Source organism: Pseudoxanthomonas yeongjuensis, from assembly GCF_010093345.1.
Lineage (GTDB): Bacteria > Pseudomonadota > Gammaproteobacteria > Xanthomonadales > Xanthomonadaceae > Pseudoxanthomonas_A > Pseudoxanthomonas_A yeongjuensis.
The window spans coordinates 891,966-910,593 of sequence record NZ_PDWT01000001.1 but is presented as its reverse complement, the minus strand read 5'-3'; the positions used below and the strand labels follow the sequence as shown (position 1 = coordinate 910,593).

Here is an 18,628-nt window from a genome sequence, read left to right as displayed (position 1 = left end):
TCGCTCAACGACCGCATGCTCGCCGGGGTGATGGGCGGGATCGCGCATCGTTTCGGCTGGAATTCGACTTTGCTGCGGGCGGTGTTCGTGATCGTGTCGATCGCTTCCGCCGCATTCCCGGGCGTCCTGGTCTACCTGATCCTGTGGCTGCTGATGCCCAACGAGGCGGACTGAGCATCAAGATGCGGCTCACCTGGATCGGCGCTGCACGCTTGCTCGGCATCGTGTGGGCGCTGCCCAACACATTGATCGGATTGTTTGCCGGCGCGATCGGCATGCCGTTCGGCGCCAGGCCTGAATTCAGCCGCAGGGATTACGCGCTGGTGTTCCACCGCTGGCCGTGGGGCCCGGGCGGTGCGATCACCTTCGGCAACACGATCCTGCACACCGGCACGACCCTGGATTCGGAATGCGTGACCTACGAGCACCGCGCCGGCCGCTGCAGACACCCGCCGATCAAGCTCGGCGACCACGAGCGGGCCCACGTCTATCAGTACATGGTGCTGGGACCGTTGTTCCTGCCGGTGTACCTGGTTTGCGGCGGGGTGAGCGTGCGCAATCCTCTGGAGCGCGCGGCCGACCGTTATGCGATGACCGGGAAGGGCTGGTGGCCATGAAATCCGCCGACGAACGGCGTTTGTTTTTGACATCCAGGTAACAGCAGCTGCGCTATTTTCGACGTGTCGGAAGCAAGGCGGACGATGCAAATCGGAAGAACCGGTTTCCGACCTGAAGGCTCAGCCGATCCAGGGTAATACTTGGGGAGACTGGGCCTTCATCTGTTGTAAGCGCTGTCGTTTGCGTCGGTCGCTGCTATCCGTCAGCTGCCCCCCTTCTTCGCGGTCCTCGCACTGGTTTTCTTCGTTGACTTGCGGCCCGATCCGGACTTCTTGCCGCCGCCATCCTGTTTGTTCACCGTGGCCCAGGCGATGCGCTCGGCATCTTCCCGCGAGCGGCCCTGGTCGATCTCGCTTTCCTCGATGTGTTCCGCCTGGCGTTTCTGTTTGTCGGTATAGGCCGACTTCTCGCCGCGTGGCATGCCATTTCTCCTGACATTGGACGTGCCCAAGGCTAGGAGCAAGGACGTGTGGGCCCGGTGAAAAATATGGCAGGGCCATGTGAGATCGACACGGTTCCGACGTGGGCGTAGGAGCGACGTCAGTCGCGAATTCACATTGCATTCCCGATATTCGCGACTCGCGTCGCTCCTACGGAAGGCGTGCGACGGTGGATCGCGAGGGCCATGCGACAAGACCAATGATCAATGATCGTTGCTAACGATCCAGGCGCCTGAACGAAAACAACTCGGCCAGCGGGTGCTGGCGCTTCTCGATCAGGGCCCGCAACAGTCCTGCGCCGAGCATGCTGTAGGTGATGCCATTACCACCGTAAGCCATGGCGAAATGCACGCGCGACCCATGCTGGGCATGGGGGCCGAAGAAGGGCAGGCCGTCGTCGGTCTCCGCGAACGTGCCAGCCCAGGCGAACGCCGGTTCGAACGGCACGTCCGGAAATAGTCTGGCCACCTTTTTCGCCAGCTTGGCTGCCTTCGAATCCACGCGGGCATCGCGCCGCGCCGGCATGTCAACGCTGTCGTCCTCGCCGCCGACCAGCAGCCGCCCATCGCCGGTGCTACGCATGTAGAGATACGGACGTGCCGATTCCCACACCATTGTTCGCTTGAGCGGACCCAGCGCCGTGTCCTCGATGGGATCGGTGATGAATGCGTAGCTGCTGCGATTCTGCGCCACCTTCCGGCGTAGCCATTGCTGGCTGGCGTAGCCGGCTGCCAACACCAGGTGACTGGCGCGGATCACATGGCCCTCGCTGGTCTGCAAGGCCACGCTGCGCGACGTGGCCTGGATGCGTTCTATCTTCGTGCGGTCGAAGATATGGCTGCCACGCTTCTGCAAGCGCGCAAGCAGGCGGCAGGCCATGCGATAGGGATCGATACGCGCCGCCTGGCGGCTCAATAGGGCGACCGCCGCATCGATACCGTACCTCGCCTGCACCTCCTTATGCTCCAGCAGCTCGACCTGGAAACCATGGCGCAGGCGCAATTCGAATTCCTCGCGCAGCACGCCGGCGTGGCGGCGCCTGCTGGCGTAATACAGGCTGTCCATCCATGCGAAGTCGACGTCGCGGATATCGCGGGCCCTGTCCTGCAGCAGCTCGATGGCCTCGGCGCATTTGACGTAGGCAAGGGCGGCATCTTTCTCGCCATAGCGCTTGGCCAGATCGACCATGTGGGTGTCGATCTCGTACTGCAGCAATGCGGTGCTGGCGGAGGAGCTTCCCCAGCCGACGTCGCGTTGCTCGATCAGGGCGACGTCGTGTCCGTGTCGCGCCAGTTCATCGGCGATGAGCGCGCCGGTGATGCCGCCGCCGATGATGGCCACGTCGCAACGCAGATCCGCCTGCAGGGGCGGGAAGGCGTGCATGAGGCCATTCTTGACCGCCCAGTAGGGGTAACCGCTCTTGAGATCCATTTATTCCACGCCTGGGCAACGATGCGGCAAAGCATGCGTTGCGGGAGATTTGGGTGGCGTGAGGCTGGTGAGAATGGAACAGCGCGAATTTGACGCCGCCACTTGCCGTGGAAGGGGCTTGTTGTGGGAGGGGCTTCGGCCCCGACGAGTGCAGAGGAGAGCGTCGGGGCCGAAGCCCCCTCCCCGCAACAACAAGCCCGCACAACTTTCTCCCTAGCGGGGTAGCGTACCGTAGAGGAAGTTCTCCACCGCATCGCGCGCATAGGCACGCAGCTCGGTCGCATCGATCCGCTGCAGGTTGCCGCTGGAGATGCGGATCACCAGGTCGCCGAACAACATCATGAAGAACTGGCTGGAAGCCATGATCGGTGAAGCCATGCGCAGTCGTCCGGCGGCCACTTCCTGCTCGAAGTATTCGCAAAGGTGGGTGCGCAGCGCGCCCACGCCATGGTCGAAATACCAGTCGCGCAAGGCCGGGAAGGACTGGCCTTCGCCGATCACGATGCGGTGGATGACGTGGAATTGTTCGGAAGCGACGCTATCGGAGAATTGTTCGGCGGTCAGGTGCAGGGCCTGTTCCGGCGGCAGGCCCGACAGGTTGACCTGCAGGTGCGAGGACAGGTCGCGCAAGCCGCGCTGGATGATGGCATGGGCCAGACCTTCCTTGTCGCCGAACACCCGGTACAGGGTGGCCAGCGAACCGCCGGCACGGGCCACGATTTCGCTGAGGCGCGCATGCTGGTAGCCCTTTTCGGTGAATACCTCGGTGGCCGCGTCCAGGAATCGCTCCACCCGCATTTCGCCGCGTTTGCACAGGTCCACTGGCGTCCGTGGGCGTAGCGCGGCTATCGAGGCCGGGGATCGGGAGTTGTCGTGGTCGAGCGTGTCCGAAGGTGCGGTCATGGGACTGGAGCAGGTGTCGTGGCTGGTTGCCGCTGGCGCAATCTAGCAAAAAAGCGCATGAAGCCGGATTCATCGAGCCGGACAGGGCGCGAGGCGCAGGTGCCGGGAATGGAGGCATGGCCTTGTCCAGGCCGGAAATCGGAAACCTGCGGCTGAAAGCGGTTTCCCTGAAGCGGGGCGCGCCAGATGGTATATCTGGCGCCCTTCCATTCCCGGGGAAACCGACTTGGCCAACCGCATGCCCCTACCGGCGGCTTTCCGCCTGGCGAAGCTGTGGACACAGGCGCCGATACGCGGACCTGGCGTGCCGCATGGGCGGGGAGGTGCGCGATGATCCAGGTCGGCACCCTGGTCTCGATCCTCGATCTTGTCGGCACGTTCGTGTTCGCCATCAGCGGCGCGAGCGCGGCGGCCAGGCAGCGGCTCGATGTCTTCGGCGTGCTGGTGGTGGCGTTCGTGGCCGGCAATTTCGGCGGCATCACCCGCGACCTGCTCATCGGTGCGGTTCCGCCAGCCGCGCTGGAGGACGGGCGCTACCTCATCGTCTCGCTGTTGGCGGGGATGATCACGTTCCGCTGGCACGCCCTCGTCGAGAAGCTGCGCCACCCGGTACTGATCTTCGATGCGATGGGGCTTGCGCTGTTCGCCGTCGCCGGCACGCAGAAGGCATTGGCGTTCGGCCTGCATCCGGTCATGGCCGCCTTGCTCGGCATGCTCACCGGCGTCGGTGGCGGGGTGATGCGCGACGTGTTGTTGAACCGGGTTCCCGCGGTGCTCCGTGCCGACCTGTATGCGGTGGTGGCGCTGGCGGGGGCATCGGTGGTGGTGGTCGGCCATTGGCTGCATTGGCTGCCTACGGTGTCGGCGATCGGCGGCGCAGGCCTGTGCTTCCTGCTGCGGGGGCTGGCGCTGCGCTACGACTGGCACCTGCCGGTGGCTCCGGGCCTGGCGCCGGACGATGGCAAGGATCCGGACCAAAACCCCGGCTAGAGCCATTTGGCGCGATACGCATCGCTGCGATCGCAATGCGTCCCCGCATACGTATTCATGGATTCCGCGGTCTGCCGCCGTAATGCGTTCGCGGCGGGGAGGCGGCCGAAATGGAAAAAGCCCCGAAAACGGGGCTTTTTCTGGTGCCGAAGGTGGGACTCGAACCCACACGCTTTTAAGGGCGGCGGATTTTGAGTCCGCTGCGTCTACCATTCCGCCACTTCGGCGCGGGCGCGAAGTATAGCGGAGTGATCGGAAAACCCCAATTCCATGAGCGCGGCCGCTGGCGGCGGGCGCGGGCACTTCGCCCGGCGATGCTGCAGCGCGGGATGCATTCCAGAACGATTTGAGTATCTTGACAGCGCTGTCACCCAGTGAGCGTTGCTGCAATGGGTGACAGAATCGGTATCGCATGGTGACGGCATGCCGAGGCGGCGCTCTCGCTGCTGCCGCTTCACTTATCCAAAAACTCCGGGGAAGAACAACAACAGCCATGACGACACAACAGACCCGCTGGTCGCAGTTCGGCGTACTCATCACGGTATTTTTCTTCTGGGGGTTCGTGGCGGCGAGCAACGACATCCTGATCCCGGTGTTCAAGAGCGCGTTCGGCCTGACCCACGGCCAGAGCCAGCTGGTGTCGGTGGCGTTCTATGTGGCTTATACCGTCGGCTCGCTGATCTATTTCTTCGTCTCCAAGCTGATCGGCACCGATGTGCTCAATCGCATCGGCTACAAGAACGGGATCGCGCTGGGCCTGGTCATTTCCGCGATCGGCACGCTGCTGTTCTATCCGGCGGCGAACCTGGGCTCATTCAACCTGATGCTCTCGGGTCTGTTCATCGTCGGCCTGGGTTTCTCGTTGCAGCAGATCGCGGCCAACCCGCTGGCGATCGTGATGGGCGATCCACGGACCGGTTCGCAGCGGTTGACCATGGCTGGCGGCGTCAACAATTTCGGCACGACCATCGGGCCGTTGCTGGTCAGCGTGGCGATTTTCGGCAGCGTGGCGGCGGGCGGCACCGAAGCCAGCATCGAAAGCGTCAAGACGCCGTACCTGGTGCTGGGACTGGCCTTCATCCTGGTGGCCGTGTTCCTGAAATTCTCGTCGGTACCGGACCGCATCGACCTGGACCAGGTCACCGAATCCGAGGCCCGGGACAACTCCAGGCTGCTGCACAAGGCATCGGCCTTCGGCTACCCGCAACTGGTGCTGGGCATGCTGGCGATCTTCGTCTACGTAGGCGTGGAAGTCTCGACCGTCGCCAACCTTCCGGCGTTGTTGCAGGAAAGCATGGGCATTCCCACTTCTTCGGTCGCGCCCTACGTTTCGCTGTACTGGGCCAGCCTGATGATCGGCCGCTGGACCGGGGCGGCAGGCGCTTTCGATGTCGGTGCGGGCGCCAAGCGCCTGCTTACCCTGATCCTGCCGTTCCTGGCCTTCGGCGTGTTCCTGGCGGTCAATGCCATCGCACGGCACGAGGTGTCCCAGTTCCTTGGCTACGTCTTCGTCATTGCGCTGATGATCGTGGCCACCCTGGCCAGCCGCGGCAGCCCGGCGCGGATGCTGTTGTACTTCGCGGTCTGCGGCATCGTCGCCTTGCTGATCGGCATGTTCGCCAGCGGCAAGACCAGCGCGGTGGCGTTCATCAGCGTGGGCCTGTTCTGCAGCACCATGTGGCCTTGCATCTTCACCCTGTCGATCACCGGCCTGGGCAAGCACACCAACCAGGGCAGCAGCCTGCTGATCATGATGATCATGGGGGGCGGCATCGTCAGCTGGATCCAGGGCGTGGCGGCGGACAGCATCGGCATGCAGATGAGCTATATCGTGGGTGTGGCCTGCTTCGCCTACCTGGCGTTCTACGCGTTGAGCACGGTCGGCATCCTGAAGAAGCAGGGCATCGATCTGGACAGGATCAGCGCAGGCGGCTCGCACTGATACGTACAGGCTCGCCTCTGGCGAGCCTGTCGGGTCGGGAAGAGCAGGGAGGCGGGACGTACCTGCCCCGGGACAGTCAGTTGGGAACTACCTGGTCCGTTCCCAGCAAACGCTCGCCACGGCTCTGCCATTCCGCGTCGTCCCCGTCGGGCGAGAACACGCCGCAGCGGACCATGGTCCGCTGGTAGACGTGCAACGACACGGCGATCGCCTTGTCGCTGGGGTTGCGGATGGTGTGGTATTCGTGCGGCGGGATCAGGCTGCCGGCCGAGCCGGTGCCGGCCTCGATGGTGCCGACCGGGATGAAGCGATAGCGTTCGTCGTCGCGTTCGGCCAGTTCGTACTGGGTGATTTCCAGGCGGCCCTTCCACACGCCTTCCACGCACCACATTCCCGAGTGATCGTGGATCTTGGTGCCCTGGCCGGGACCCCAGGTCATCGCGACCACGCTGTAACCATGTTCGGGGCTGGTGTAGAGCTCGCGCCGTGCATAGTGGTCGGCGATGGGCTCCAGCACGCAGTCCGGCAGCGCGACTTCCTCATCGCAGATCATCTCGCACAGGGTCTTGCGCAATGCGTCGGTGATGGCGTGGTCGTCGCCCAATGCGACGGCGGCATCCAGCGAAGCGACCAGCTTGTCGTGGCCGTGGAAGTTGATGCTCATGGGGCATATCCCGTGGAATTTGCGGCCATTTTACCCCGCCCGTTGTAGGAGCGCCCCTTGGGCGCGATGCTCTCCAGCCCGGTCGCGGGAGAGCATCGCGGGCAAGGCCCGCTCCTACAAGGTCAAATCCCGGCTAGGAAGTCGGCTACCACAGGTCCGAAACGCTCGATATCCACCAGGAAGGCGTCGTGCCCCTGCGGCGATTCCAGCGGCAGGAACTCCGCCTCGGCCCCGCCCGCGCGCAGGCCGTCCGCGATCTGCTGCTGTTGCTGCAACGGGAACAGAATGTCGGTGCTGGCGCCGATGGCCAGGGCCTTGTCCACGCGGATCCGGGCCAGGCCCTGCAGCACATCGCCGTCAGCCTGTTTTCCATCCGCATGCTCGGCCAGGTCGAACCAGTCCATCGAGCGGCTGAGGTACAGATAGCAGTTCGGATCGAAACGGCGCACGAAGCGGCGCGCGTGGCCTTCGAGGTAGCTCTCGACCTGGAACTCGAGGCCGAACGGTTCCTCGTCCGGGCGGTCGGACTCCAGGCGCACGCGGCCGAAGCGGCCGTCCCACTCCAGCGCCGAGCGATAGGTGATCACGCCCAGCTTGCGCGCCATGCGCATCCCGGACTCGGGGTAGGTCGCCTCGTCGTAGTCGCCGTTATTCCAGTTGGGATCCAGGCGGATCGCCTCGCGCTGCAGCGAGCGGATGGCGATCGAGAACGGCAGGGCGTGGGCGCTGCCGGAAATATTGATGTGGGTGCGCGCGCTGCCGGGATGGCGCAGCAGGTAGGCCAGCGCGGTCATGCCGCCCATCGAGTTGCCGATCAGACAGGCCAGGCGTTCGATGCCCATGCCGCGCACGACTTCATGGGCCGCGTCGGCACCGTCCTCGATCGACAGTTCGGGGAAATCCAGGCGATAGGGTTTTCCAGTGGACGGATCGACCGAGGCTGGCCCGGTGGAACCCTTGCAACTGCCCAGCGAATTCACGCAGACCACGAACCAGCGGTCGGTGTCGATCGGCTTGCCCGGCCCCAGCATCGCTTCCCACCAGCCCGGTTCGGCATTGCCTGCATTGGCGGCCGCGTGCGCATCCGGCGACAGGCCGGTGACGATGAGCACGGCGTTGTCGCGCGCGCGATTCAGCTCGCCCCAGGTTTCATAGGCGATGCGTGCGTCGCGCAGTTCGCCGCCGCGCTTCATCGGGAAAGGCGAGGGCAAGGCGTGGAAGCGGGTGCCGGGCGGTATGAATTCGGTCATGGGGGGATTCTAGCCGGGGCATCAAGCCAAGGTGGAAGCGACTTCGTGGGAGCGGCGTCCCGCCGCGGGCTTTTCGCGCCAGCTCAATTCCTGGAAAGCAGAAGCAACAACAGGATCGAGAACCCGCGGCGGGACGCCGCTCCCACAGGATCCGCTCCGCTTATTTACTGGATGGGCCCAAGATCAGCTCGACGGGCGATGTGGCTGGCAAGGTGATACGCACCGGTTTCGATTCCATGTCGCCTTCCTGGCGCATTGGATCGCCGCTGGCCGACAGGCGCGCGAACACTTCCACTTCCTTCAACGCCGACAATTTCTGCGTGGGCATCGGGCTGTCGCCATCGTCCAGCGCCACTGTCAGCGGCAACTCGGACAGCGAATGCTTCTCCACCGCGACCGGCATCGGCGGACCGCCGGGCACGCGGGCGATCACGAAAACCGTGGCGTCGCCACGCAGGCGCGCGCGCGCGGCGAAATCGGGATCCAGCGCGACCTTCACGGTCAATGCATTGGCGCTGGTGGCCGGACTCGCGGACTCCGCCGGGGCAGGCAACGGCGGCAGGCCGGCATCGGCGCGGGCGGTATCGATCTGCTGGCGCAAGGTGGCGGCGGTGGCCGCATCGACCTGGGCAAGCAGGGGTTCCCAGGTCTTGGCCGCCTCGGCCGACTGGCCTTCCTGGCGCTGCGAAATCCCCAGCAACCAGGTCGCACGCTGGTGTCCGGGCTGCACCGACAAAGCGTGCCGCACCCAGGCAATGGCCTGCGCATCCAGCTTGCGTTCCGGCGAGGCATAAAGCCGCGATTGCGCCGCTTCGACCAACAGATCCGGATCATCCGGCAACAGTTTCACCGCCCGGGCGAAGGCATCGCTGGATTCGGCAAGCCTGCCTTCGGAGGCCAGCGATTTTCCCAGCAGCAGCCAGCCTTGTGGCTGGTTGGGATCGCGTTCGAGCGCAGCCTGCAACTGGAGGATGGCTTCGTCCAGGGTGGTGGGCATCGCGTTCGCCGCGACCTGGCCGGTAGCGGCAGGCGTGCCCATGAGCCGGTACAGGGCGAACGTCGCCAGGCCCAGGGCCACGAACCCGCCCAGCACCAGTCCGCGCGACTCGCGCCACAGCGGCCGCAACACCACGCCGAATACGGCCAGAGCCAGCACTACCGCAATCGCGAGGAACAGACCCATCACCACTCCTGGTTGTCGTCACTGACGACGGTGCCGCCGGCGCCACGCTTGCGCACGATCACGACGACGACGATCGCTCCCGCCAGCAGCAACAGCCCCGGACCGAACCACAGCAGCCATGTATCGCGCTGGATCTCGGGCTTGTACAGAACGAATTCGCCATAACGCTCCACCAGGAAGCGCTTGATCTCGGCGTCGGACTTGCCCTGGTTCATCAGGTCCAGCACTTCGCGGCGCAGGTCGTGGGCGATCTGCGCGTTGGAATCGGCCAGCGACTGGTTCTGGCACATCACGCAGCGCAGTTCGGAAGTCAGCTGGTGGAAGCGGGTTTCCTCGGCCGCGTCGCGGAACCGCAACGGGGTCGGGTCGCTGACCTGGGCGATGCAGAGGATGGGGGCCAGGAGCAGGGCCAGCAGGACGAGTACCCGCAAGAGGGAAATACACCTGTCGTCATTCCCGCGCAGGCGGGAATCGCTCCTGCTTTTACTTTTCCCCGGCACAAAAGCGAAGAGCGATGACCAGCCATGCGGCTGTTGAAAGCCCCGCCTGTGCGGGAATGACGAATTGAGGGAGGCCGCGAGATTTGCGCTCATCGTTCCGTCACTTTTCCGCATCCAGCTTGTCCAGCAGCGGCACCAGCTCGTCCTTGATGATCTGGTCGGTGACCGCGCCCACGTGTTTCCAGCGGACGATGCCCTTGGCGTCGACCAGGAAGGTCTCCGGCGCGCCATAGATGCCCCAGTCGATCGCGGTGCGGCCGCTTTCGTCGGCGACCACCATCAGGTACGGGTTGCCGAACTGTTCCAGCCAGGCCAGCGCGTCCTCGCGCGCGTCCTTCAGGTCGTAGCCGATGAAGCGCACGCGCTTGGTCATGGCGAACTTGCTGAGCACCGGATGCTCGACGCGGCATTCCGGGCACCAGCTACCCCACACGTTCATCACGAACGGCTGTCCTCGCAACTCGGCCAGGGTCAGGCGCTTGCCGGGTTCGTGCAGCAGCGGCAGGTCGAAGGCGGGTGCGGGCTTGCCGATCAGCGGCGAGGGCAGGGCGTCGCGGTTGGCCGTGTCCGATTTCTTCACTCCGTAATAGAGCAGGCCCATCAGGCCGATGAAGAACAGCGCGATGATCACCCCGGCGAAGACGAAGGCGCCGGTCGGCGGTTTCCCCGGTGCGGGTGCGGGCTGGTTCATCGCTTGTCCTCGGTTTTGCGGAAACGCCGGTCGGTGGCGGTGACGAATCCGCCCAGCGCCATCAGGCCGGCGCCGAGCCAGATCCAGCGCACGAACGGCTTGATGTGGATACGCACCGCGCGCGCCTCGCCCCCCAGCGCTTCGCCGATGGCGACATACACGTCGCCGAATAATCCGGGGTGGATGCCGGCTTCGGTCATCACCTGGCCGCCGCTGGCGTAGGCGCGTTTCTCGGGATGCAGAAGCACCAGTGGCCGCTCGTTGCGCAGGACCTGCACATGGCCGCGCGTGGACAGGTAATTGGGGCCGCGGATTTCATCCACACCCTGGTACTGGAACGCGTAGCGGCCGATCGCGACCGTTTGTCCCGGCGTCATGGCCAGCTCGCGCTGCACGTTCAAGCCTTCCACCAGCAGCGCACCCAGCAGGAACACGGCGATGCCGCCATGGGCCAGGGTCATGCCCAGCATTTCGGCGGTGAAGCGGCTGCCCCTGGACTGGAATCGCGTCCACAGGAAGCGCAGCGTGCCGAGGGCGATCCAGGCGGCGCCGGCGATGCCGGCGGCGGGTTTCCACGGACCCTGCGGAGCGGTGGAATAACCGATCGCACCCAGGACCAGCGCCAGCACCGCCCATGGCGCCAGCATGCGCAGCGGCCGCGAGGGCTCTTCGCGCTGCCAGCGGGTCAGCGGCCCGAACGGCAGCAGCAACACCAGCGGGGTCATCAGCAGCAGGAACAGCAGCCCGAAATAAGGCGGGCCGACCGAAATCTTGCCCAGTTCCAGCGCATCGGCCAGCAGCGGATACAAGGTGCCCAGCAGGACCATGCCGCAGGCCGAAGTCAGCAGCACGTTGTTGGCCAGCAGCAGGGTTTCGCGGGAACTGGCGGCGAATGGCGCGCCCTGTTCCAGTCGCGGCACGCGCAGCACGTACAGCAGCAGCGAGCCGCCGATGACCAGGCCCAGGAAAATCAGCACGAACAGGCCGCGGGTCGGGTCGGCGGCGAACGCGTGCACGCTGGTCAGCACGCCCGAGCGGACCAGGAACGTGCCCAGCAGCGACAGCGAGAAGGCGGCGATGGCCAGCAGCAGGGTCCAGCCGCGGAAGCTGCCGCGTTTCTCGGTGGCGGCCTGCGAATGCAACAGCGCGGCGCCCACCAGCCAGGGCATGAAGCTGGCGTTTTCCACCGGGTCCCAGAACCACCAGCCGCCCCAGCCCAGTTCGTAATACGCCCACCAGCTGCCCAGGGCGATGCCGATGGTCAGGAAACCCCAGGCGACGTTGGTCCACGGCCGGGTCCAGCGCAACCAGCGCGCATCGACCCTGCCGTCGAGCAGGGCGGCGATCGAGAACGCGAACGGCACCACGAAACCCACATAGCCGATGTACAGCATCGGCGGGTGGATGATCATGCCCACGTCCTGCAGCAGCGGATTGAGGTCGCGGCCTTCCGGCGGCATCGGCAACAGGCGGGCGAAGGGATTGGAGGTGAAGAACAGGAACGCCAGGAAGCCGATGCTGACGATGCCCATCACTCCGAGCACGCGGGCGATGACCTGCTCGGGCAAGGTCCGCGAGAACCAGGCCACGGTCGCGGTCCATACCGCCAGGACCAGCGCCCACAACAGCAGCGAGCCTTCGTGCGCGCCCCATACCGCGGTGTAGCGGTACATCAGCGGCAGCAGCGAATTGGAATTCTCGGCCACGTACTTGACCGAGAAATCCTGGGTGACGAAGGCGATGGTGAGGATCGCGAATGCGCCCAGCACCAGCACCAGTTGCGCATAGGCGGCGGGCCGGGCGACCGCCATCCAGGCCGGCTTGCCGCGCTGCGCGCCGGCCAGCGGCAACACGGCCTGCAGCACCGCGACCAGCAGCGCGAGGACCAGGGCGATCTGGCCGAGTTCAGGCAGCATGTCGGCTCAATGTTTTTTTGTTTTTCGTGGTGCGCTCGGCGCGACCGACGGAATCCACGTCTTTTGCGATCAAGGCGCTGGCTCCGCCGCAGTCTCCGGAACATCGTGCTTCTTGTGCGCGATGCCCATCTTGTCCGCGACTTCCTTCGGCATGTAGGTTTCGTCGTGTTTGGCCAGCACGTCCTCGGCCACGAACACGCCGTCCTGCATGGTGCCGGTGGCGACCACCGCCTGGCCCTCGCGGAACAGGTCCGGCAGGATCTTCGAATACACCACCGGCAACTGCGCGTCGCCGTCGGTGACCTTGAAATGTGTCTCGATCGAGCCCGGCGTGCGCTGGAACGAGCCTTTTTCGACCATGCCGCCCAGGCGGAAGCGCGCTCGCTCGCCGGTTTCGCCGCGCAGTACTTCCGCTGGCGTGTACAGGTAGGCGACGTTGCGTTGCAGGGCGAACACCACCAGGGTGGTGGCGATGGCGGCGGCGGCGGCCAGCAACAGGACCAGCAGCAGGCGGCGGTGGCGTACGGGATTCATCGCGTCAACTCGACGGGTGGGGAAGGTTTTTTCTCGCGCGTCTTGCGCAGGCGGGCGGCGCGCAGCTCGCGGCGGATCTGCAGGCGCGGGACCACGAAGTCCCACAGCATCACCACGGCGAACACCGCATAGGCGCCGATCACATAGTTCAGATAGGTCATGGCCGGGCCGCCATTTTCGCCACCCAGTCCTTGCCGGCCTCGCGGCGCAGGTTGTCGGCGCGCGCGCGCAACAGCAGCGAGCCGAAGAACCAGGCATGCACGCCCGCGAACACCAGCCAGAACGGCCACTCCATGCTGGAGTCCATCCCCGACTTGCCGAACAGGCTGATGGTCTGGCCCTGGTGCAGCGAATTCCACCACACCACCGAATACTTGATCACCGGCAACAACGCCACGCCGACGATGGCCAGCAGGCCGGCGGCGCGCGCGGCGGCGCGGCGGTCGTCGATGGCGTTGTACAGGCCCATCACCCCGAGATAGAGGAACAGCAGGATCAGTTCCGTGGTCAGGCGCGGGTCCCAGTCCCACCATGCGCCCCACATCGGCTTGCCCCAGATCGAACCGGTGGCCAGGGTGATGACGGTGAACGCGGCGCCGATCGGGGCGCAGGCCATGGCCAGGATCTCGCACAGCTTGATCCGCCAGATCAGGGCGATGGCCGCGTACGCGGCCATCAGCGCGAATACGAGCATGCTCATCATCGCGCTGGGCACGTGGATGTAGAAGATGCGGAAGCTGTCGCCCTGCTGGTAGTCGGCGGGCACCACGAACAACCCCTGCCACAAGCCGATGCCGATCAGGGGCAATGCGACCAGATAGCACCAGGGCGCCCAGCGCGCCGCGAAACGGTCGAAGACCGGCGGCGAACCGAGTTGGTGGAACCAGAGCAGAACGGGATTCATGGGCAGGGCGGATTTCAGTGCAAGGCGATGCGGATCGCGGCGGCGGCGGTCAGAGGGGCGAGTACCAGCGTCAGTACTAGTCCGGCGCCCAACAGAAGCAGGGCGCCACCCCCATCCAGGCCCTGTGCGGTCGCAGCGACGCTGCCTGCGCCGAACACCAGCACCGGCACGTACAGCGGCAACGCCAACAGGCCGACAAGGATACCAGAGCGCCTCATTCCGACCGTCAGCGCCGCCACCACCGCGCCCAGCAGGCTCAGCAGCGGAGTGCCCAATGCCAGCGAGCCCAGCAGTACCGGCAGTTGGCTGTGCGGGAGATGCAAAAGTTCCCCAAGCAGGGGCGTGGCCACGATCAGCGGCAATGCCGTCGTCAGCCAGTGGTTGAACACGCGTACCAGCACCAGCCAGGCCAGCGGCACCGGGGCCAGGATCCACTGTTCCAGCGAACCATCCTCCGCATCGCCGCGGAACAGCGTATCCAGCGACAACAGGCCGGCCAGCAATACCGCCACCCACAACACCGCCGGGGCGACTTTGCCGAGCGCCTGCGGCTCGCCGCCCAATGCCAGTGCGAACAGCACCACCACCAGCAGGGCGAACAACGCCGGCTGGAAAGCGTCGCCGCGACGGCGCCAGAGCAGACGCAGGTCGCGGACCAGCAGCGCCTTGCCGGCCTGGAACAAGGATGGCCCGTTCATGCGGCGCGCTCCAGCACCAGCATCCGTGTCTGCACCGGTGGTGCGGCATACGCGCCGTGGGTGGTCACCAGGGCGGCGCCACCGTCGCGCAAGTGCGCGGAAATCATCCGGTTGACCAGGTTGATCCCGTCCAGGTCTAGGTTGGCGTAGGGCTCGTCCAGCAGCCACAGCGGCGCAGGCGACAGCCACAGGCGGGCCAGCGAAAGCCGCTTCTTCTGCCCGGCTGAAAGCTGGCGCGCCAGGGTGGATTCATAACCGGCCAGTCCGACCATGGCCAGCGCGTTGCCCGGCAGCTGGCGCGCGCGGCGTCCGTGCAGGCCGCACAGGAAATCCAGGTTCTCCAGGGTGTCCAGATCGGCCTTCAACGCGGGCAGATGGCCCAGGTAGGCGATCGCATGCGCGCGGAGGTCGGCCCTGGCGGCACGGCCATCGATATGGATCTCGCCGGCGTCGGCGCGCAGCAGGCCGGCCAGCACGCGCAGCAGGGTGGTCTTGCCGGCGCCGTTGCCACCCTGGACCAGCAGGGCTTCGCCGGCGGCCACCACGAAATCGAGCGGGCCGAACACGGGTTCGTCGTTGCGGGTGAAGGCCAGGCCGTGCGCGGCCAGCAGCGGCGGGGCTGATTGGGTGGAAGGGTTCATCTGCGCCTATTGTAAAGGCGCATCCGCTTCATCCGGCCCAGTCTATGTGCGGCTGTTCGTCGGTACCGGCCGGCTGCGGCGACAACATGCGCAGGCGCACCGGTTCGCCGCGCTGCCAATACAGGGTGCCGGCCTGGCCGAATTCACGGGCCAACGCATCGCCGCTTTCCAGCGGCACGTCAAGCACTATCCAGCCGTATTCCACCGCGCCGCCCTGGGCATTGCAGCCCAGCGCGGAATGGTGGCTGAAACCAGCCTCCTTCAGCCGTGCCTGCAGGCGTTCGTCGGCCGCCAGGTTCTCGGCCGTGGTGGCTGGGCGGGAGGGTGGATTCCAGGCGGTGATGAACAGATATCGCCCGGCGCCGAGTTCGCGCTCGATGTCCACCGCAGGCTGGCCGACGCCGAACAGCCACTCGCGGTGGCCGATGGTCACGAAGTAGTGCGCCAACGCATACGCCGTGGCCAGTGCGGCCATCTGCGGCTCGCGATTTTCGCCCCCGTTCATGGGCACATCATCGCCGTTCTCCGGCATTGCGTACACTCCTGTTTCTTACAAATCGCCACTCACGACCTACCACCCACGATCCACGGAGCGTCCATGCCCCTCGCAACCAAACTGCCCAAGGTCGGCACCACCATCTTCACCGTGATGTCGCAACTGGCCGCCGAGCACGGAGCGGTCAACCTGGGTCAGGGCTTCCCCGATTTCGCCGTGCCGCAACGGCTGGTGGACGAGCTGGACGCGGCCATGCGCGCCGGGCACAACCAATATGCGCCGATGACCGGCGTGCCGGCGCTGCGCCAGGCCATCGCCGACAAGGCGCTGCGCTGCTACGGCGCCGCAGTCGATGCCGATACCGGGATCACCGTCACCAGCGGCGCCACCGAAGCCATCTTCAACGCCATCCACGCCGTGGTGCGTCCGGGCGAGGAGGTGGTCGTGCTGGACCCCGCCTACGACTGCTACGAACCGGCCATCGACCTGGCCGGGGCCCGGGCCGTGCATGTGGCGCTGGATCCGCGGACTTTCGCCGTGGACTGGCAGAAGGTCCGCGATGCGATCACTCCCCGCACCCGCATGCTGATGATCAACAGTCCGCACAATCCCTCCGGGGCCATGCTCGGCGAAGCCGACCTACGCACGCTGGCGGAAATCCTGCGCGGCACCGACATCTTCCTGGTCTCGGACGAAGTCTACGAACACATCGTCTTCGACGGTCGCCGGCACGAGTCCGTGCTGCGCCACCCGGAGCTGGCCGCGCGCGCCTTCGTCATCTCCAGCTTCGGCAAGACCTACCACTGCACCGGCTGGAAGATCGGCTACGCCATCGCTCCGCCGGCGCTGAGCGCGGAATTCCGCAAGGTCCATCAGTACAACACCTTCACCAGCTTCTCGCCCGCGCAATACGCCTTCGCGGCGATGATCCGCGACGAACCGGAGCATTACGAGCAGCTCGGCGCGTTCTACCAGGCCAAGCGCGACCGCTTCCACGGGCAATTGCTGGCGACGAAGCTGAAACCGCTGCCGGTGCCGGGCGGTTATTTCCAGTTGGTGGACTATTCGGCGGTCAGCGATCTTCCGGACCTGGAATTCGCGAAATGGCTGACGGTGGAGCATGGCGTCACCGCGATCCCGCTGTCGCCGTTCTACGAATCGCCGCCGCCGGACCAGCGCCTGGCGCGCCTGTGCTTCGCCAAGAACGATGCGACCATGGATGCGGCGGTCGAGCGATTGCTGAAACTATGAGAACAGCGCGTAGGAGCGACGTGAGTCGCGAATGAATATTCCAGAAGCAAGTATTCGCGACTCACGTCGCTCCTACGTTTCGTCATGCACTGCCGCGATGGGAATGACATGCAGGATTTGAGAATTTCACTGGTCCAGGGCGCCACCCGTTGGCACGACCCCGCAGGCAACCGCGAGTATTACGGCGAGCTGATCAAGCCGCTTGCCGGCAGTACCGACCTGGTGATCCTGCCCGAAACCTTCACCAGCGGCTTCAGCAACGATGCCATCGACAAGGCCGAAGGCATGGACGGCCCGACGGTCACGTGGATCCGCGAGCAAGCGGCCGCGCTGGGCGCCGCCATCACCGGCAGCGTGCAGTTGCGCACCGACGAAGGCGTGTTCAATCGCCTGCTCTGGGCCACGCCCGATGGCGGCCTGCAGTACTACGACAAGCGCCACCTGTTCCGCTATGCCGGCGAGCACAAGCGCTACGCCGCCGGCGATAAGCGGCTGACGGTGGAATGGAAGGGCTGGCGGGTCAATCCGCTGGTCTGCTACGACCTGCGCTTCCCGGTGTATTCGCGCAACCGCTACGACGTCGAGCGCGCAGGCCAGCTGGATTTCGACCTGCAGATCTTCGTCGCCAACTGGCCATCGGCGCGCGCCTACGCCTGGAAGACGCTGCTGCGCGCGCGCGCGATCGAGAATCTCTGTTATGTCGCTGCGGTCAATCGCGTGGGCGTGGACGGCAATGGGCTGGAGTATTCGGGCGACAGCGCATTGATCGATTTCCTCGGCCAGCCGCTGATCGAAACCACGGGCGAGGAAGGCGTGGTCAGCAGCGTGGCTTCGGCAGCCGAGCTCGCGGCCCACCGCGAGCGTTTCCCGGCGATGCTGGACGGAGACGCTTTCTCGCTGGACTAATGCAGGGGGCGATACGCTTCCGGCATGACAGGGAACAACACCGGCACGCTCTGGACCATCGGTCATTCGAGTCGCACATGGGACGAGTTCGTGGCAATGCTGCTTGCGGCCCGCATCGAAATCCTGGCCGACGTGCGCCGTTTCGCCGGTTCCCGCCGCAATCCGCAATTCAGCGGCCAGGTCATGGGCGCGGCCTTGGCGGGATCGGACATCGCCTATGTTCCAATGCCCGAGCTGGGCGGCCGCCGCCCGACTCGCGCCGATTCGCCCAATGTCGCCTGGCGCAACGCGAGCTTCCGTGGTTATGCCGACTACATGCAGACACCGGGCTATCGCGTGGCGCGTGAGCGGCTGGCGCAATTGGCACGGGAGAAGCGGGTGGCGGTGATGTGCGCCGAGGCGATGTGGTGGCAATGCCACCGCAGTCTGATCGCCGACGATTTCAAGGCCGCCGGCTGGGAAGTGATCCACCTGCTGTCGCCAGGGCGCGAGCAAGAGCATCCCTATACCTCGGCCGCACGCATCGTCGAGGGACGACTGGATTACACCGCCCAAGTCGAAGGCAGCCAGCAAGCGTCGTTGTTCCCGTAAGGTGGGCCTTGGCCCACCGCAAAGCCTTAGATAAAACTGGGCACGATCAAATCCGCTCTTGGGAAACTTGTTTCTGTGA

The 18,628-nt window shown here is 65.4% G+C and carries 21 protein-coding genes, 1 tRNA gene and 1 pseudogene; 7 read left to right on the top strand and 16 right to left on the bottom strand.

All coding sequences use genetic code 11. The features are described from left to right. The first annotated feature begins 15 nt into the window (after positions 1–15). Both CSC74_RS04085 and CSC74_RS04080 read left to right on the top strand, forming a co-directional pair. On the top strand, positions 16–174 hold the full coding sequence (locus tag CSC74_RS04085; RefSeq protein ID WP_246193003.1) for a PspC domain-containing protein: 159 nt from the start codon (positions 16–18) through the stop codon (positions 172–174). A gap of 8 nt (positions 175–182) precedes the next feature. Next, a complete protein-coding gene (locus CSC74_RS04080) occupies positions 183–617 on the top strand; it encodes a hypothetical protein (protein ID WP_162313114.1) in 435 nt (144 codons plus the stop codon). A gap of 218 nt (positions 618–835) precedes the next feature. On the opposite strand, the pseudogene CSC74_RS04075 reads toward CSC74_RS04080, so the two are convergent. The 3 genes and pseudogenes from CSC74_RS04075 to CSC74_RS04065 form a co-directional block, all read right to left on the bottom strand. After that, positions 836–1,039, bottom strand: a pseudogene (locus CSC74_RS04075) (HupB); the annotation flags it as partial. A gap of 235 nt (positions 1,040–1,274) precedes the next feature. Beyond that, the gene (locus tag CSC74_RS04070) at positions 1,275–2,489 is read right to left on the bottom strand and encodes an NAD(P)/FAD-dependent oxidoreductase (RefSeq protein WP_162313113.1); all 1,215 of its coding nucleotides are present in this window, start codon (positions 2,487–2,489) and stop codon (positions 1,275–1,277) included. A 213-nt stretch (positions 2,490–2,702) separates the two neighbouring features. After that, positions 2,703–3,392, bottom strand: a complete 690-nt coding sequence (locus CSC74_RS04065) for a TetR/AcrR family transcriptional regulator (protein ID WP_162313112.1) — start codon at positions 3,390–3,392, stop codon at positions 2,703–2,705. Between the two features lie 330 nt (positions 3,393–3,722). Between CSC74_RS04065 and CSC74_RS04060 the strand changes: the two genes are divergently transcribed. Then, positions 3,723–4,382: a trimeric intracellular cation channel family protein gene (locus CSC74_RS04060; protein ID WP_162313111.1), complete on the top strand. Its 660-nt coding sequence runs from the start codon at positions 3,723–3,725 to the stop codon at positions 4,380–4,382. A gap of 141 nt (positions 4,383–4,523) precedes the next feature. On the opposite strand, the gene CSC74_RS04055 is transcribed toward CSC74_RS04060, so the two are convergent. Beyond that, positions 4,524–4,609: transfer RNA gene (locus CSC74_RS04055), tRNA-Leu, on the bottom strand. Between the two features lie 266 nt (positions 4,610–4,875). On the opposite strand from CSC74_RS04055, the gene CSC74_RS04050 reads away from it, so the two are divergent. Then, positions 4,876–6,324, top strand: a complete 1,449-nt coding sequence (locus CSC74_RS04050) for an MFS transporter (RefSeq protein WP_162313110.1) — start codon at positions 4,876–4,878, stop codon at positions 6,322–6,324. Positions 6,325–6,400: 76 nt separating this feature from the next. On the opposite strand, the gene CSC74_RS04045 is transcribed toward CSC74_RS04050, so the two are convergent. The 12 genes from CSC74_RS04045 to CSC74_RS03990 form a co-directional block, all read right to left on the bottom strand. Continuing rightward, positions 6,401–6,988 carry a cysteine dioxygenase family protein gene (locus CSC74_RS04045; RefSeq protein WP_162313109.1) on the bottom strand — a complete coding sequence of 196 codons (588 nt, stop codon included), beginning with the start codon at positions 6,986–6,988 and terminating at the stop codon, positions 6,401–6,403. 122 nt (positions 6,989–7,110) lie between these two features. Continuing rightward, positions 7,111–8,238, bottom strand: coding sequence for a homoserine O-acetyltransferase MetX (gene metX, locus CSC74_RS04040; protein ID WP_162313108.1), 1,128 nt, complete (start codon positions 8,236–8,238; stop codon positions 7,111–7,113). A gap of 160 nt (positions 8,239–8,398) precedes the next feature. Further along, complete coding sequence (locus tag CSC74_RS04035; protein ID WP_162313107.1) at positions 8,399–9,421, bottom strand: tetratricopeptide repeat protein; 1,023 nt, start codon at positions 9,419–9,421, stop codon at positions 8,399–8,401. Beyond that, a complete protein-coding gene (locus CSC74_RS04030; protein WP_246192935.1) occupies positions 9,421–9,852 on the bottom strand; it encodes a cytochrome c-type biogenesis protein in 432 nt (143 codons plus the stop codon). Before CSC74_RS04030 ends, CSC74_RS04035 begins: the two co-directional genes overlap by 1 nt. Positions 9,853–10,021: 169 nt before the next feature. Continuing rightward, the gene (locus CSC74_RS04025; protein WP_162313105.1) at positions 10,022–10,612 is read right to left on the bottom strand and encodes a DsbE family thiol:disulfide interchange protein; all 591 of its coding nucleotides are present in this window, start codon (positions 10,610–10,612) and stop codon (positions 10,022–10,024) included. Then, positions 10,609–12,528, bottom strand: coding sequence for a heme lyase CcmF/NrfE family subunit (locus tag CSC74_RS04020; RefSeq protein ID WP_162313104.1), 1,920 nt, complete (start codon positions 12,526–12,528; stop codon positions 10,609–10,611). Before CSC74_RS04020 ends, CSC74_RS04025 begins: the two co-directional genes overlap by 4 nt. A 69-nt stretch (positions 12,529–12,597) precedes the next feature. Next, positions 12,598–13,062, bottom strand: a complete 465-nt coding sequence (gene ccmE, locus CSC74_RS04015) for a cytochrome c maturation protein CcmE (RefSeq protein WP_162313103.1) — start codon at positions 13,060–13,062, stop codon at positions 12,598–12,600. Further along, on the bottom strand, positions 13,059–13,223 hold the full coding sequence (locus CSC74_RS04010; protein WP_162313102.1) for a heme exporter protein CcmD: 165 nt from the start codon (positions 13,221–13,223) through the stop codon (positions 13,059–13,061). Before CSC74_RS04010 ends, ccmE begins: the two co-directional genes overlap by 4 nt. Beyond that, positions 13,220–13,966, bottom strand: a complete 747-nt coding sequence (gene ccmC, locus CSC74_RS04005) for a heme ABC transporter permease CcmC (protein ID WP_162313101.1) — start codon at positions 13,964–13,966, stop codon at positions 13,220–13,222. Before ccmC ends, CSC74_RS04010 begins: the two co-directional genes overlap by 4 nt. A gap of 14 nt (positions 13,967–13,980) precedes the next feature. Then, positions 13,981–14,664: a heme exporter protein CcmB gene (gene ccmB, locus CSC74_RS04000; protein WP_162313100.1), complete on the bottom strand. Its 684-nt coding sequence runs from the start codon at positions 14,662–14,664 to the stop codon at positions 13,981–13,983. Further along, complete coding sequence (gene ccmA / locus CSC74_RS03995; RefSeq protein WP_162313099.1) at positions 14,661–15,305, bottom strand: heme ABC exporter ATP-binding protein CcmA; 645 nt, start codon at positions 15,303–15,305, stop codon at positions 14,661–14,663. The genes ccmB and ccmA overlap by 4 nt, the downstream gene beginning before the upstream one ends. A 28-nt stretch (positions 15,306–15,333) precedes the next feature. Then, positions 15,334–15,810: a DUF3293 domain-containing protein gene (locus CSC74_RS03990; protein ID WP_162313098.1), complete on the bottom strand. Its 477-nt coding sequence runs from the start codon at positions 15,808–15,810 to the stop codon at positions 15,334–15,336. A 93-nt stretch (positions 15,811–15,903) separates the two neighbouring features. On the opposite strand from CSC74_RS03990, the gene CSC74_RS03985 reads away from it, so the two are divergent. From CSC74_RS03985 to CSC74_RS03975, 3 genes are all read left to right on the top strand, one after another. Next, the gene (locus tag CSC74_RS03985; RefSeq protein WP_162313097.1) at positions 15,904–17,052 is read left to right on the top strand and encodes a pyridoxal phosphate-dependent aminotransferase; all 1,149 of its coding nucleotides are present in this window, start codon (positions 15,904–15,906) and stop codon (positions 17,050–17,052) included. Positions 17,053–17,160: 108 nt separating this feature from the next. Further along, on the top strand, positions 17,161–17,958 hold the full coding sequence (locus CSC74_RS03980) for an amidohydrolase (protein ID WP_162313096.1): 798 nt from the start codon (positions 17,161–17,163) through the stop codon (positions 17,956–17,958). 24 nt (positions 17,959–17,982) lie between these two features. After that, positions 17,983–18,549: a DUF488 domain-containing protein gene (locus CSC74_RS03975; RefSeq protein ID WP_162313095.1), complete on the top strand. Its 567-nt coding sequence runs from the start codon at positions 17,983–17,985 to the stop codon at positions 18,547–18,549. Positions 18,550–18,628 lie beyond the last annotated feature (79 nt).